Source organism: Amycolatopsis sp. NPDC045836, assembly GCF_056431745.1.
The window spans coordinates 368,991-381,678 of the sequence record NZ_JBWKKF010000003.1; the positions used below are offsets into that span (position 1 = coordinate 368,991).

A 12,688-nucleotide genomic window follows, 5' to 3' on the forward strand; every position below is an offset into this window, starting at 1 on the left:
CCTATCGGGTCGGGATGCCGATGCCCCGGCACGAAAAGCCGTGCCGGGCCAGTGCGTCGGCGTCGAGCAGGTTCCGGGTGTCCACCACCGCCGCCCGGTCGGCGAGCTGGGCCAGCTGCGCCCAGTCGAGCTCGCGGAACTCGGGCCACTCGGTGAGCACCACCAGCACCGCGGCGTCCTTGGCCACCAGCAGCGGGTCGTCGACCACGTGCACGTGCTCGACGGCCCCGCCCTTGGCCGCGGGCACCGCCGGGTCGTACCCGGTCAGCACCGCCCCGCGGGCGGCGAGCCGGGCGGCGATGGCCAGCGCGGGCGAATCCCGCAGGTCGTCCGTGCCCGCCTTGAAGGTCAGCCCGAGCAGGCCGATCCGCTGACCGGCAGGCGAGCCGTAGGGCGAGCCGGTCAGCACCTCCTGGATCTTCCGCACCACGCGTTCGTGCTGCCCGCTGTTCGTGCGCTCGGCCGCGCCCAGCAGGTCGAACCGCAGGCCGCGGTCGCGGGCGGAGCGCCGCAGCGCGGCGACGTCCTTCGGCAGGCACGAGCCGCCCCAGCCGGGGCCGGGCCGCAGGAACGCCGGGCCGATCCGGTCGTCCAGGCCCATCGTCCTGGTCACCTGCCGCACGTCGGCGCCGACCTGTTCGCACAGTTCGGCGATTTCGTTGGCGTAGGACAACTTCACCGCCAGGAAGGCGTTGCAGGCGTACTTGCCCAGTTCCGCGCTCGCGGTGCCGGTGCGCAGGACCGGGGCGCCGAGCGCCGAGTACAGCTGCTCCACCCGGTCCGCGCCCGCGTCACCGCCGATCACGATCCGGTCCGGTTCGAGGAAGTCGCGCACGGCGAAGCCCTCCCGCAGGAACTCGGGGTTGCTCACCGCGGGCAGGTCGTCCCGGCCGGTCAGCTCGGGCACGCGGGCGGTGGTGCCCACCGGCACGGTGGACTTCAGCACCAGCACGGTGCCCGGGTCGAGCAGCGCACCCAGTTCACGCAGGACCGATTCCAGGGCCCGCAGATCGGCCTGGCCCCGGTCCCCCATCGGCGTGGCCACGCAGACGAAGACCACGTCCGCGTCGCGGAGTTCGGCGGACGACGTGGTGAACCGCAGGCGTCCGGTGGCCAGCCCTTCGGCGACCAGTTCCGGCAGCCGCGGTTCGCTGATCGGCACCTCGCCGCGGCGCAGACCGTCCACCTTGGCCTCGTCGATGTCGGCGCAGACCACCCGGTGCCCGAGGTGGGCCAGGCAGGCTGCGGTGGTCAGGCCGACGTAACCGGCGCCGACCACCCCGACCGCGGGGTCAGCCATCGCGTTCACCTCCCAGTACGAGCCGTGTCGCGGAGAGCACTTCGGGCACGCCGATCCGCAGCAGGCCGGGGTCCGGCCGGTCGGCGAACGGGTCGCCGGTGGTGCCCGACCACAGCACGACGTGCCGGTCCTGATCGGACGGCGGTCCCCAGCGGGCAGGCGGGGTCGGCCCGAACAACAGCACCGAAGCGGTTCCGCAGGCCGACGCCAGGTGCGCCACGCCGGTGTCCCCGCAGACCACCAGCGCGGCTTCGGCGACCAGCGCGGTGAGCGCGGCGAGCCCGGTCTGCCCGGCGAGGACGGCGCCGGCGCCGAGTCCGGCACCCGCCGCCACCTCGCGGGCCAGTTCCCGTTCCGCGGCCGAACCGGTGATCACCACCCGGTGCCCGGCGGCAGCCAGTTCCCTGGCCACGGTGGAAAACCGCCGTGGTGGCCAGCGCCGGGCACCGAAGGCCGCGCCGGGGTGCACCACCACCGCGCCCGGTGCCGGGCTGGGTTCTTCCGGACGCCCGATGCGCAGCTCGCCGGGATCGGCTTCGATCCCGTAGTAGGCCAGCAACCGGCACCAGCGCACCCGCTCCGGCAGGTCTTCGGTCCACTGTGGACCAGGGTACTGCGGGAAATCGGGGTGGGCGTGGGTCATCACCGGTGCGCCGTCCGCGACCGCGGCGAGGTCGGCGAGGCTTTCCGGGCCGCTGCCGTGCAGGTTGACCAGCAGCGTCGGCCGTTCCGGCGGCGCGCGGAGGTCCCCGAGGCCGGTGGTGGGGGCCAGCTCGTCCACCGCGTCCAGCAGCGGCAGCAGTTCGCGGAACGGCTCGGGCGCGGCGAGCGTGATCCGCTCGTCGCCGAACGCGCGCCGCAGCCCGCGCAGCGCGGGCACGGCGACCAGCAGGTCACCGAGCCCGAGCGCACGCAGGACCAGGATGCCGCTCATGGCCAGGAGGACTCTTCGTCCGAGCAGACCACGAGTTCACGCACCTGCGACCCGGCGGGCTGGCTGAGCGCGAACAACACGGTCCGCGCCACGTCCTCCGGGCGGTTCAGCTTCGCGTCGGCCGGTGGTTTGTACCGGTCCTCGCGGGTGTCGAAGAAGGCCGTGTGCATGCCGCCGGGGATCAGCAGGGTCACCCCGATCCGCCCGGCGGTCTCCGCGGCCAGTGCCCTGGTGAAGCCGACCACGCCGAACTTCGCGGCGCAGTAGGCGGTGGCGTCGCTGACCGCCTTGATGCCCAGCGTCGAAGCGACGGTGACCACCGTGCCGCGGCTGGCCTCCAGGTGCGGCAGCGCCGCCCGGACCACCGCGGCGGTGCCGAACAGGTTCACCCGGACCACGTTCTCCCACGTCTGGGCGGGCACCGAATCGAGCGTGCCCGGCACGTCCATGCCCGCCGCGGCGAACACCGCGTCGAGCCCGCCCGCTTCCTCGGCCAGCTGGTTCACCGCGCGGGTGGTGGCTTCGGTGTCGGTGACGTCGACCTGGACGTGCGGCACCCCGTCGGCGGGGCGGTTGCGGTCGAGCACCAGCGGATTGCCGCCTGCCTCCCGCACGGCCGCCACGGTGGCGGCGCCGAGTCCGGACGCCCCGCCGGAGATCAGCACGTTGCCCAGTTCTGTCATGGTCCTCCTCCTCATCGGGTGACCAGCCGGGTGGTCGAATAGCCGTCGAGCACCGGCACCAGCACGACTTCACCGCCGTGCCGCCGGACGACCGGGGCCTCCGGCAGGTCCGCTTCGGCGTAGTCACCGCCCTTGACCCACACGTCCGGGGCGAGCCGGTCGAGCAGCCGTTCCGGGGTCTCCTCGTCGAAGACCACCACCGCGTCCACCGCGGCCAGTCCGTTCAGCAGCCGGGCCCGGTCGGGGGCGCTGAGGATCGGCCTGCTCTCGCCCTTGAGCCGCCGGACGGACTCGTCGGAGTTCAGGCAGACCACCAGTGCGTCGCCCATCGAGCGGGCCTGTTCCAGCAGCGTCAGGTGACCGGGGTGGAGCAGGTCGAAGCAGCCGCCGGTGGCCACCAGCCTGCCGCCCCGGGCCTTGACCTTCGCCGCCAGCGCGAAGGCCGACGGCTCACGCCGCGGCGACGGCACCGCGGTCGGGGCCTCCGAAAGCGAGCTGGCCGCGCCCGCCGCCACGAACCGGGCGGCGGACTCCACCGCCAGTTCCACCGCTTCGGCGGTGTTCGCGCCGTCGTAGAGCGCCGCGGCGGCCGCGCTGGAGAACCGGTCGCCCGCCCCGCAGGTGTCCGGGCGCACCCCGGCCGCCACGCGGCAGCCGTCGGGCACCACGGCCATCCGGGTCTGCTCGGCGTCGGCGAGCACCGCGCCGTCCGCGCCGAGCGTCACCGCCACGGCGTCGCTGCCCCACGCCACGCGCAGGGCCCGCGCCAGTTCGTCCGGCGAGCGGCGCTCACCGGCGAACCGGAGGGCTTCGGCGTCGTTGGGCGTGGCCAGCCGGCACCCGCGCACCGGCTGCGAGCCACGCGGATGGGGATCCCAGACCACCGGCACCCGTGGCGCGGCTTCGGTGAGCAGGCGCCGGATCATGCCGTTGGCCGTGACCCCGCGGCCGTAGTCGGCGACCAGCACCGCCCCGGCCCCGCGCAGCAGGTCGGTGACGCCGCGGTGCGACCGCAGGTCGGCCATCCGCCCGTCACCCTGGTCGAGCCGGGTGATCGGCTGCCCGCCGGCGCGGATGCGCTTCTTGCTCGGCGTGCCACCGTCCAGCGGCAGCGCGAAGACCTCGACCTCACCGCGCAGCAGGGCCTGCAGCCGCTCCCCCGCCTCGTCGTCCCCGAGCGCGGTGAGCAGCACGACCTCCGGGGCGGACCGCGCGGCGAGCTTGGCGGCCAGGCCGGCGCCCCCGGCGCGGTGCCATTCGCGCACCACGTCCACCACCGGCACCGGCGCTTCGGGGCACAGCCGTTCGGCGGTGCCGTCCACGTCGATGTCCAGCAGGGAATCCCCGACGACGACCAGCGGGCCCCGGTTCACGCGACCATGCCTTCCACGCCGATGGCGCGGTCGAAGGCGGCACACAGGGTGTGCACGATCGCCAGGTGCGCCTCCTGCACGGTGGCCGTGGACCCGGCCTCCACCGCGATCGCGTCGTCGCACAGCGCGGCCAGGCTGTTGGGCCGCGGGCCGGTCAGCGCCCAGGTGGTCAGGCCCTCGTCGTGCGCGGTCTTGGCCGCGGCGCAGACGTTCTGGCTGCGGCCGCTGGTGGACAGCAGCACCAGCACGTCACCGGGACGGCCGTGCGCGCGCACCTGGCGGGCGAACAGCTCCTGCTCGCCGTAGTCGTTGACGATCGCCGTGCCCGCCGAGGTGTCGGCGTGCAGCGCGATGGCCGAGAACGGCGGCCGGTCGTGCAGGTAGCGGCCGACCAGCTCGCCGGTCAGGTGCTGGGCCTCGGCCGCGCTGCCGCCGTTGCCCGCGGCCAGCAGGCGGCCGCCCGAGGTGAGCACCGTGGCCAGGTGCCGCCCCCACCGGTCGATGGTCGGGGCCGCCGAAGTCAGCCGCCCCAGCGCTTCAGCCAGCGCCGTGAAATGTTCCGTGATCACGCTGCACCTCCCGTGTGCTCCAGCTCTTTCGTTCCAGCCAACTTCCGCACCGCGTCGAGCACCTCCCGGGCAACCACCCCGTTCAGGCACGGGTGTCCCGGCACCGGGCAATGCCGCGCCCGGCTGTCCCGGCAGGCCGCCCGCTGGTCGCCGAGCAGCACCACCGGCACGCCGTAGGGCGCCCACCGGGCCGCGGGCACCACCGGGGCGAACAGCGACACCACCGGCGTGCGCACCGCGGCGGCGAGGTGGGCGGGCCCGGTGTTGGGCGCCACCACCACGTCGGCCCCGGCGAGCACCGCGGCCAGGCCGCTGAGATCGGTCCGGCCGGTCAGGTCCAGCGCACCGGGGCAGCTGATCCGCCGCACCAGGTCGCGGTCGCCGGGCGCGCCGGTGAGCACCACCCGGTGGCCGTGCTCGGTCAGCAGCCGCACCGCCGCCGCGGTCTGCGCCACGCCCCATTCGCGGGCGGGCGCGGTGGCGGCGGGGTGCACCACGACGTAACCGGGTCCGCCGGTCAGCTCGGCGACGTCGGGCAGCGGGCCGCGGATCGCGAGCTTGCCGTCGTCACCGGGCGGCAGGCGGTAACCGGCTGCCTCGGCCAGCGAAAGCGCGCGTTCGGCCTCCGGCGGGTCCCCGTCGACGCGGTGGCGCAGGTCGAGCAGCGCCCCCGGGTAGTCCTCGCTGATGGCGCCGATCCACGGCACCCCCGCCTCCCGCAGCGCCAGCGCCATCGGCAACGGCGACTGGTGGAAGGAGGTCAGGATCAGCGCCCGGTCCGGCCGCACCCCGCGGATCCGGTCGCGGAACTCCGCCATGCCCGCCGCGGTGACCGCCGGGGGTTCCGGGTCGATCCACGGCGCGCACCAGTCGAGCACGCGGTCCACGCCGGGCAGCAGTTCGGCCGCCGCCCGGCCCCGCGGGCCCGCCAGGAAGGTGACCTCCTCGGCGGACGCGGCCACCGCTCGGACGGCCGGCCCGGCGAGCAGCACGTCACCGAGGTTGTCCGAGCGGACGACGAGCACGCGTGCGCTCACGGCCGGACACCCGAGAAAGCCATGACCACGGCGTCGTCCAGGGTTTCCGCCACCCGCGCGTACCGGCGGGCGTGCTCGACCTCTTCGGGCTTGGTCTTCTCGGTGGGCACCAGGATCGCCTGTGCCCCGGCGCGGAGCGCCGCCCGGACGTCGGAGCCGATGTCCCCGATGACCACGCACTGCTCGACCGGCACGCCCAGGTCGCGTGCGGCCTGTTCGACCAGTCCCGGCTGGGGTTTGCGGCAGCCGCAGCCGTCGGCGTCGCGGTGCACGCAGACCTGCCAGGTGTCGAACGGGCCGAGCAGCTCGTCCACCCTGGCGTTGACCTCGGCCAGCTGTTCCGGGCTGATCAGGCCGTGCGCCACCCCGGACTGGTTGCTCACCACGCCGACCCGCACCCCGCGGGAACGCAGGCGCCGCAGGGCTTCCTCCACCCCGGGCATGGGCTTGACCTGGTCGGCGTCGGCCAGGTAGGGCACGTCGGTGATCAGCGTGTCGTCGCGGTCGAACAACACCGCGGCGGGCACCCGGCCGGTGCGGACGCGGACCTCACCCGCCAGTCGGTGCGCACAGGCCACCGGCGGGATGAGCGCGCTGGTCACCAGCATCCGCGCGATCTCCCCGGGCGTGCGCGGGCCGGGCAGGATCCGGCGCGCGGCGAACTCCGCGGTCAGCCCGAGCCAGGCTCCGGCGGCGAACTTGGCCCACGGGCGCCGGGTCGCGGCGAGGCCGATCGTCGCGGCGGCACACGCGGTGGTCAGGGCGTGCCGGCCGAGCCTGCCGGGCCCCTCCCCGGTGTCCTTGCGCCAGTTGCGGCCGAACTTGGCCCGCATCAGGGCGTTGTCGGCGTTCCCGCGTTGCGCGCGGACGCTGGCGAAGAAGTCGGCTCGGCGGGCGGGGTGGATGGTGACGCGATCACCGCGCACCAGCCGGTAACCCGCGCGTTCGGCCCGCAGCGCGATGTCCGCGTCTTCCCGGAAGGCACGGGGGAAGCGCTCGTCGAAACCGCCGATCGCGACCAGCACTTCGCGGCGGTAGGCCATGTCGGCGGTGATCCACCGGGCGGTGGCCAGCCCCGCCGTGCCGCGCTCGTCGTCGGTGGGACGGCGGTCCGGCGGCAGCGGCACCTCGATCCGGCCCTGGGACGCGTCGGCTTCCACGGTCAGGTCTTCGGCGAGCCGGCGACGCCAGTCGGCGGGCACCCGCACGTCGTCGTCGAGGAAGGCGATCCACTCGGTGCTCGCGGCCTGCCAGCCGAGGTTCCGCGCACCCGCCGGACCGCGCCCGCCGGTGCGCAGCACGCGCACCGGCAGCTCCAGCTCCGGCAACCGCAGTTCGTCGCCCTCGGGCCGGTCGTCGACCACGATGACCTCCGCGGGCGCCGGGCCGTCGCCGTGGTCCAGTCCACTGAGGAGGGTGTTCAGCGCAGGCCGGCCGGTGGTCGGGATCACCACGGTGTAGTCGGGGTTCACACCGGCCTCCGCACCACGAACGGGCCGATGGCCAGCACGTCGACCGGACTGGAGCCGAAGCATTCGAGCGCGTCGCGGGGATCGTCCACCATCGGCCGCCCCGCGGTGTTCAGGCTGGTGTTGACCACCACCGGCAGGCCGGTCCGGTCGGCGAAGGAGGCCAGCATCCTGGCCAGCAACGGTTTTTCGGCGGCGTCCACGGTCTGGATGCGTGCCGTGCCGTCCACGTGGGTCACCGCGGGCAGGCGCTCGGCCCACTCCGGCGCGACCTGGTGCACGAACAGCATGTACGGACTCGGCAACGGCCCGCCGCTGAAGATCTCGGCGGCCCGGTCGGCCAGCACCATCGGCGCGACCGGGCGGAACTGCTCGCGGCCCTTCACGTCGTTGAGCCGTTCCAGATTGGCCTTGTGCCCGGGGTGCGCCATCAGCGAGCGGTGCCCCAGTGCCCGCGGCCCGAATTCGGCACGCCCCTGGAACCAGGCGACGATGCGGTCTTCGGCCAGCGCTTCGGCGACGGCTTCGGCCACGTCGTCCGGCTCTTCGTACTTGACCCCGGCGCGCTCGAGCCAGCCCCGCAGCTCGTCGTCGCTCCAGCCGCGGCCCAGATCGGCCCCGGACATGGGTTCGAGCCGCTCCCCCGCCTCGGCGGCCAGGTGCAGCGCCGCGCCGAGCGCGGTGCCCGAGTCACCGGAAGCCGGTTGCACCCACACCTCGTCGAACGGGCCTTCGGCGTACACGCGGCTGTTCGCCACGCAGTTGAGCGCGATGCCGCCCGCCAGCGTCAGCCGGGTCTGCCCGGTCTGCCCGTGCAGCCAGTGAGCCAGTTCCAGCAGCACGTCTTCGAGTCGCTTTTGGACGGTCGAGGCCAGATCGGCGTGCACCTGCTCGAAATCCCCGGTGCGCCGCGGCGCGAAGGAAGCCCAGTCGATCGGCTCGGTCCGGAAACCGCCGTCGCCGGTGGTGTACACGAGTTCGCGGAACTCCGGCTCGAAGCGCGGCTTGCCGTAGGAAGCCAGCGCCATCACCTTGTACTCGTCGCTGGACCGGGCGAAGCCGAGGTGCTCGGTCAGGTCCTCGTACAGCAGGCCCAGCGAGTGGGGCAGCGACTGGGTCGCCCATTCCACCAGCTTGCCGTCGCGGTATTCACCGGCGAGGTAGGAGATGTTCTCCCCGCGGCCATCGGCGACCAGCACCGCCGAATCCCCGAACGGAGCAGCGAGCCCGGTCGAAGCCGCGTGAGCCACGTGGTGCCGGACGAACCGCACGATATCCGGATCGAGACCGGGCAGAACGGTCTTCAGGAACTTGGGTACGCGCTGCGCATAGGTGGTGCGCAACTCTTCCCACGCCGGATCGAGGCCGCCGAGGCTGTGGTCGACCACGGCCGGGTCGTAGGAGTACCCGATCGCGTCCAGCTGCGTTTCGTCGATCCCGCCCTGCTCCAGGCACCAGCGGATGGCCTGTTCGGGCAGCTCCCACGCGGCGAACGGCACGGCGGGCTTGCCGTGCTTGCGACGGCTGAAGCGCTCCTCCTCGGCCGCGGCCACCACTTTGCCGTCGACCACGAGTGCTGCCGCGGGGTCGTGGAACACGGCGTTGATTCCGAGTATCCGCACCCGGTCACCTCCATCATCGACGGCCGCTCTCTCCTGTGTCGCTACCCGTTGAAGCGGCTCTCAAACGATTTCCTGCTCTTTCTCGCTGTCCGGGCGTACAGTCGGTAACGCCTTGAAGCGACTCTCCGGCGCGTGGAAAGCCGGGCCGTCCGGCGGGAGCGGGACCGGCCGCACCGGGAATCCGGGGTCAGTTGTCCGAACCCGCCAGCATGGCGGCCGGGGCGTTGACCGAGAGCACGTTCGAGTACACGCGCAGGGTGTCCGCGGCGATGCGGTCCCACGAATAACGGGCGTTCGCCCGATCGGACCCCGCCGCGCCGTACGCCTCCCGGGTCACCGGATCGGCCAGCAGCTCGCGGATCTTCGCCGCCAGCGGCCCCGGCTGGCGGGGCGGCACCAGTGCGCCGGTGAACCCGTCGACCACGGTGTCGGTCAGCCCGCCGACCGCGGAGGCCACCACCGGCACCCCGCAGGCCATCGCTTCCAGCGGCACGATGCCGAACGGCTCGTACCACGGCGTGCAGAGCACCAGGTCGGCCGAGCGCATCAGGGCGGGCATGTCGTCACGGGACACCGCACCACGCAGGTGCACCCGGTCGGCCACGCCCATGCGCTCGGCGAACCAGCGCAGGCGGTTCGCTTCCTCGTCCTGGTCGTCCGAACCGCCCGCGATCACCAGTTCGGTGTCGGGCACCGCCCGCAGCGCCGCGATCGCGGTGGAGAAACCCTTGCGGGGCACCAGCCTGCCCACCGCGAGCAGGCGCCGCTGCGCGCCCTTGGCCTCGGCCGGGCCGGTGGGCGTGAACCGCGTCAGGTCCACCCCGCACGGCACCACCGAGATCGCCGACCGCGGCACGCCCATCCGGATCAGCTCGAACACCTCGTCCGAACAGGTCGCCGCGATCCGCGCGGCGTGCTTGCCCACCATGCGCTCGATGCGGTTGCGGTCGGGCGGGCTGGTGTCGGCGTCGCCCTGGTGCCGCCGCTTGACCACGCCGAGGGCGTGGAAGGTGTGCACCACCGGCACCCCCGCCGACTTCGCCGCGAGCACCGAGGCCAGCCCGGACATCCAGAAGTGCGAGTGCACCACGTCCGGTGGCTCGGCCAGCCAGTCCTGTTCCAGCCGCAGCGCGAATTCGTTCATGTACGGCAGCAGGTCGTCCTTCGGCACCGTGCGCACCGGCCCCGCGGTGAGGTGGCGCACGGTGACCCCGGCGGCGGTGACCACTTCGTCCGGTTGGTCCGGATCGTCGCGTCGCGTGTAGACCGTCACCCGATGGCCCGCTCTCGCCAGCGCGGCCGAAAGCTCGGCCACGTGCAGGTTCTGCCCGCCGGCGTCCACCCCGCCCAGTGCCGCCAGCGGGTTGGCGTGCTCCGAGACCATCGCGATCTTCATCGGCTACCTCCAGCGAACTCGTTCATGCGATAACCCGGCCGAACAGCGTGTCCCAGTTGTGCAGGAACTCGCCGAGACCGTGGTGCGCCAGCGCGTGTTCCCGCGCGGCCTTCCCGGCGGACCGGGCCCGGTCGGGGTCCGCGACGAACTCGCGGACCACCGTGGTGAGCTTTCCGACGTCGGTGGCGGCCAGCCCGGCTTCGGGGGGCACGGTCACCGCCGCCTCGGTGGTCGCCAGCGCGACCACCGGCATGCCCAGGTGCATGGCTTCGATCAGGGACAACCCGAGCGAGGTCCACCGGGCGGTGTGCACGTAGACCCGCCGCGCGGCCAGTTCCCGGTGCAGTTCGCCCAGCGGCAGGTCGCCGATCGGCCGCAGCCGGTCCGCGTCCACCCCGACGTGCTCGTTCAGCCCGTCGAGACCCATGCCGAAGACGTCCACCGGAGCCGCGCGGCAGAACGCGGGCAGCAGGTCGGTCCCGGTCCGCCTGCCCCGGCGGATCGGCTCGTTGACCACCACGGCCGCGCGTTCCTCGACCCCGGTGTAGAGCTCCCCCGGGTCCGGCACGCCGTGCGGGATGACCATCACCGGCGCGTCCCCGGAGTCCCAGATCAGCTGGTTGAAGTGGGTCACGTGGACGATCGGGATCTCCTGCTGGTCCGCCAGCGGGTGCCGGGTGTCCGGCACGTTCCCGAGCGGGGTGTTGTGCTCGACGTAGACCGCGGGCACGTCCCGCCCCGGCCGCCGCCCGAGCAGCTCCTCGGCGCGGTCGAGCTCTTCCGGCCGCTGGAGCACCACCACGTCCACCGGGGTGTCGGCCAGTTCCGCCGCGCCCACTTCGACGACGTTGTCGCCCCACGGGCGGCCCGCCCGGCCGAGGCCCCACGGGCCCCCTTCGGCCAGTGTCGGCAGGAGGTAGCGGTGCCCCCCGCGGACGAAGGCGTTCATCCACGAGCCGTGCACATGCCAGGCAAGCACTTCCATGGTTGAAGTAGTTTCCCGGCAGAAGTGGCCTAAACACGAGATCGCCAACTACGTGTGCGCGGCCGCCGCCGGGGTATCCGGGGCCGGTCCCGACCACCGGTTCGATCGAGGAGCGCGCTTTGCTGATCCGCAGTGACGTCCACGGGCCCGGCCTCCGGCGGGTCCGGCGCGGCCGCGGCTTCAGCTACCTGACCCCGGAGGGTGACAAGCTCGACGACCCCGACGTGCTCGCCAGGATCAAGGGGCTGGTCATCCCGCCCGCCTGGCGCGAGGTGTGGATCTGCCCGGACCACCAGGGGCACATCCAGGCCGTCGGGGTGGACGACGCCGGTCGCCGCCAGTACCTCTACCACGAGGAGTGGCGCCGTGAACGGGACGCGGAGAAGCACGACCGCGTGCTCGACCTGGCCCGCAGGCTGCCGCGCTGGCGGCGCGCGGTGACCGAGGACCTCGGCTCACCGGGGCTCGGCCGGGAGCGGGTGCTGGGCACCGCGCTGCGGCTGCTCGACCGCGGTATCTTCCGCACCGGCGGTGAGGAGTACAAGGAGGAGAACGGCACGCACGGCGTGGCCACGCTGCTGCGCGAGCACGTCCGGCTCAGCGGTGACGAACTGCGGTTCCGCTACGTCGCGAAGGGCGGTATCAACCGGGCCATCTCGGTGCGCGACGAGCTGCTGGCGAAGTCGGTGAAAGCGTTGCGGCGCAACGACTCCGGTAGTGACCGGCTACTGGTCTACCGCAACGGCAGGGCGAGCTGGCACGAAGTGCGCGCCGAGGACATCAACGAGCGGTTCAAGGAACTGGCCGGTGAGGAGTTCACCGCGAAGGACCTGCGCACCTGGAACGCCACCGTGCTGGCGGCCGCCGCGTTCGGCCGCAACGCCGACCGGGTGTCGAAGCGCACGGTGACCGCGGTGATGAAGGAAGTCGCCGAGGCACTGGGCAACACGCCCGCCGTGGCCAGGGACTCCTATGTGGACCCGCGCCTGGTGCGGGCGTTCGAAGAGGGCGAGACCATCGAGCGGGCGGTCCGGCGGGCCAGGGACCTCGACGACGAGCGACGCCGGGAAACGCTGGAACGCGCGGTGGTGCGGTTGCTGAAAGGGAGGACCGAATGACAGCAGAGCCACGTCGGGTGCGGATGGTGCCGGGCGGTCCGGTGCTGGTGGAGGGCCCGGTGGAGATCGAGCTGCCCGACGGCACGACGGAGTGCTCGGACCGGTTCGTGGTCGCGCTGTGCGCCTGCCGCCGGAGCAAGCGGTTCCCGTTCTGCGACACCAGCCACCGCGCCAGGAAGCGCTGAGGAGTACCCGGCGGCGG

The 12,688-nt window shown here is 73.4% G+C and carries 12 protein-coding genes; 2 read left to right on the forward strand and 10 right to left on the reverse strand.

What is annotated here, in order from left to right:
* Window position 1: 1 nt before the first annotated feature.
* The 10 genes from AC07EG_RS06660 to AC07EG_RS06705 all read right to left on the reverse strand — a co-directional run bounded on the left by AC07EG_RS06660 (window position 2) and on the right by AC07EG_RS06705 (window position 11,368).
* The gene (locus AC07EG_RS06660; RefSeq protein ID WP_478252026.1) at window positions 2-1,300 is read right to left on the reverse strand and encodes a UDP-glucose dehydrogenase family protein; all 1,299 of its coding nucleotides are present in this window, start codon (window positions 1,298-1,300) and stop codon (window positions 2-4) included.
* Entirely contained in the window at window positions 1,293-2,234 is a 942-nt protein-coding gene (locus AC07EG_RS06665) for a glycosyltransferase family 9 protein (protein ID WP_478252027.1), read from the reverse strand. Before AC07EG_RS06665 ends, AC07EG_RS06660 begins: the two co-directional genes overlap by 8 nt.
* Window positions 2,231-2,917 (reverse strand): SDR family oxidoreductase, encoded by a 687-nt coding sequence (locus tag AC07EG_RS06670; RefSeq protein WP_478252028.1) that lies wholly within the window; start codon window positions 2,915-2,917, stop codon window positions 2,231-2,233. The genes AC07EG_RS06665 and AC07EG_RS06670 overlap by 4 nt, the downstream gene beginning before the upstream one ends.
* 11 nt (window positions 2,918-2,928) lie before the next feature.
* Window positions 2,929-4,290 (reverse strand): D-glycero-beta-D-manno-heptose 1-phosphate adenylyltransferase, encoded by a 1,362-nt coding sequence (rfaE2, locus tag AC07EG_RS06675; RefSeq protein WP_478252029.1) that lies wholly within the window; start codon window positions 4,288-4,290, stop codon window positions 2,929-2,931.
* Window positions 4,287-4,859 carry a D-sedoheptulose-7-phosphate isomerase gene (locus AC07EG_RS06680; protein WP_478252030.1) on the reverse strand — a complete coding sequence of 191 codons (573 nt, stop codon included), beginning with the start codon at window positions 4,857-4,859 and terminating at the stop codon, window positions 4,287-4,289. The genes rfaE2 and AC07EG_RS06680 overlap by 4 nt, the downstream gene beginning before the upstream one ends.
* A complete protein-coding gene (locus AC07EG_RS06685; RefSeq protein WP_478252031.1) occupies window positions 4,856-5,896 on the reverse strand; it encodes a glycosyltransferase family 9 protein in 1,041 nt (346 codons plus the stop codon). Before AC07EG_RS06685 ends, AC07EG_RS06680 begins: the two co-directional genes overlap by 4 nt.
* A complete protein-coding gene (locus tag AC07EG_RS06690) occupies window positions 5,893-7,368 on the reverse strand; it encodes an HAD-IIIA family hydrolase (RefSeq protein WP_478252032.1) in 1,476 nt (491 codons plus the stop codon). The genes AC07EG_RS06685 and AC07EG_RS06690 overlap by 4 nt, the downstream gene beginning before the upstream one ends.
* Window positions 7,365-8,987 carry a carbamoyltransferase family protein gene (locus tag AC07EG_RS06695; protein WP_478252033.1) on the reverse strand — a complete coding sequence of 541 codons (1,623 nt, stop codon included), beginning with the start codon at window positions 8,985-8,987 and terminating at the stop codon, window positions 7,365-7,367. The genes AC07EG_RS06690 and AC07EG_RS06695 overlap by 4 nt, the downstream gene beginning before the upstream one ends.
* A gap of 187 nt (window positions 8,988-9,174) precedes the next feature.
* On the reverse strand, window positions 9,175-10,383 hold the full coding sequence (locus AC07EG_RS06700; RefSeq protein ID WP_478252034.1) for a glycosyltransferase: 1,209 nt from the start codon (window positions 10,381-10,383) through the stop codon (window positions 9,175-9,177).
* Between the two features lie 22 nt (window positions 10,384-10,405).
* A complete protein-coding gene (locus AC07EG_RS06705) occupies window positions 10,406-11,368 on the reverse strand; it encodes a glycosyltransferase (protein WP_478252035.1) in 963 nt (320 codons plus the stop codon).
* Window positions 11,369-11,487: 119 nt separating this feature from the next.
* Here AC07EG_RS06705 and AC07EG_RS06710 point away from each other — a divergent pair, with 119 nt between their 5' ends.
* Window positions 11,488-12,486: a DNA topoisomerase IB gene (locus AC07EG_RS06710; protein ID WP_478252036.1), complete on the forward strand. Its 999-nt coding sequence runs from the start codon at window positions 11,488-11,490 to the stop codon at window positions 12,484-12,486.
* Complete coding sequence (locus tag AC07EG_RS06715) at window positions 12,483-12,671, forward strand: CDGSH iron-sulfur domain-containing protein (protein WP_478252038.1); 189 nt, start codon at window positions 12,483-12,485, stop codon at window positions 12,669-12,671. Before AC07EG_RS06710 ends, AC07EG_RS06715 begins: the two co-directional genes overlap by 4 nt.
* Window positions 12,672-12,688 lie beyond the last annotated feature (17 nt).

What these genes read in the sequence shown, in the direction of transcription:
- AC07EG_RS06660 (WP_478252026.1), bottom strand. Translation starts at nt 1,300, where the DNA reads ATGGCTGACCCCGCGGTCGGGGTGGTCGGCGCCGGTTACGTCGGCCTG.
- AC07EG_RS06665 (WP_478252027.1), bottom strand. Translation starts at nt 2,234, where the DNA reads ATGAGCGGCATCCTGGTCCTGCGTGCGCTCGGGCTCGGTGACCTGCTG.
- AC07EG_RS06670 (WP_478252028.1), bottom strand. Translation starts at nt 2,917, where the DNA reads ATGACAGAACTGGGCAACGTGCTGATCTCCGGCGGGGCGTCCGGACTC.
- AC07EG_RS06700 (WP_478252034.1), bottom strand. Translation starts at nt 10,383, where the DNA reads ATGAAGATCGCGATGGTCTCGGAGCACGCCAACCCGCTGGCGGCACTG.
- AC07EG_RS06705 (WP_478252035.1), bottom strand. Translation starts at nt 11,368, where the DNA reads ATGGAAGTGCTTGCCTGGCATGTGCACGGCTCGTGGATGAACGCCTTC.
- AC07EG_RS06715 (WP_478252038.1), top strand. Translation starts at nt 12,483, where the DNA reads ATGACAGCAGAGCCACGTCGGGTGCGGATGGTGCCGGGCGGTCCGGTG.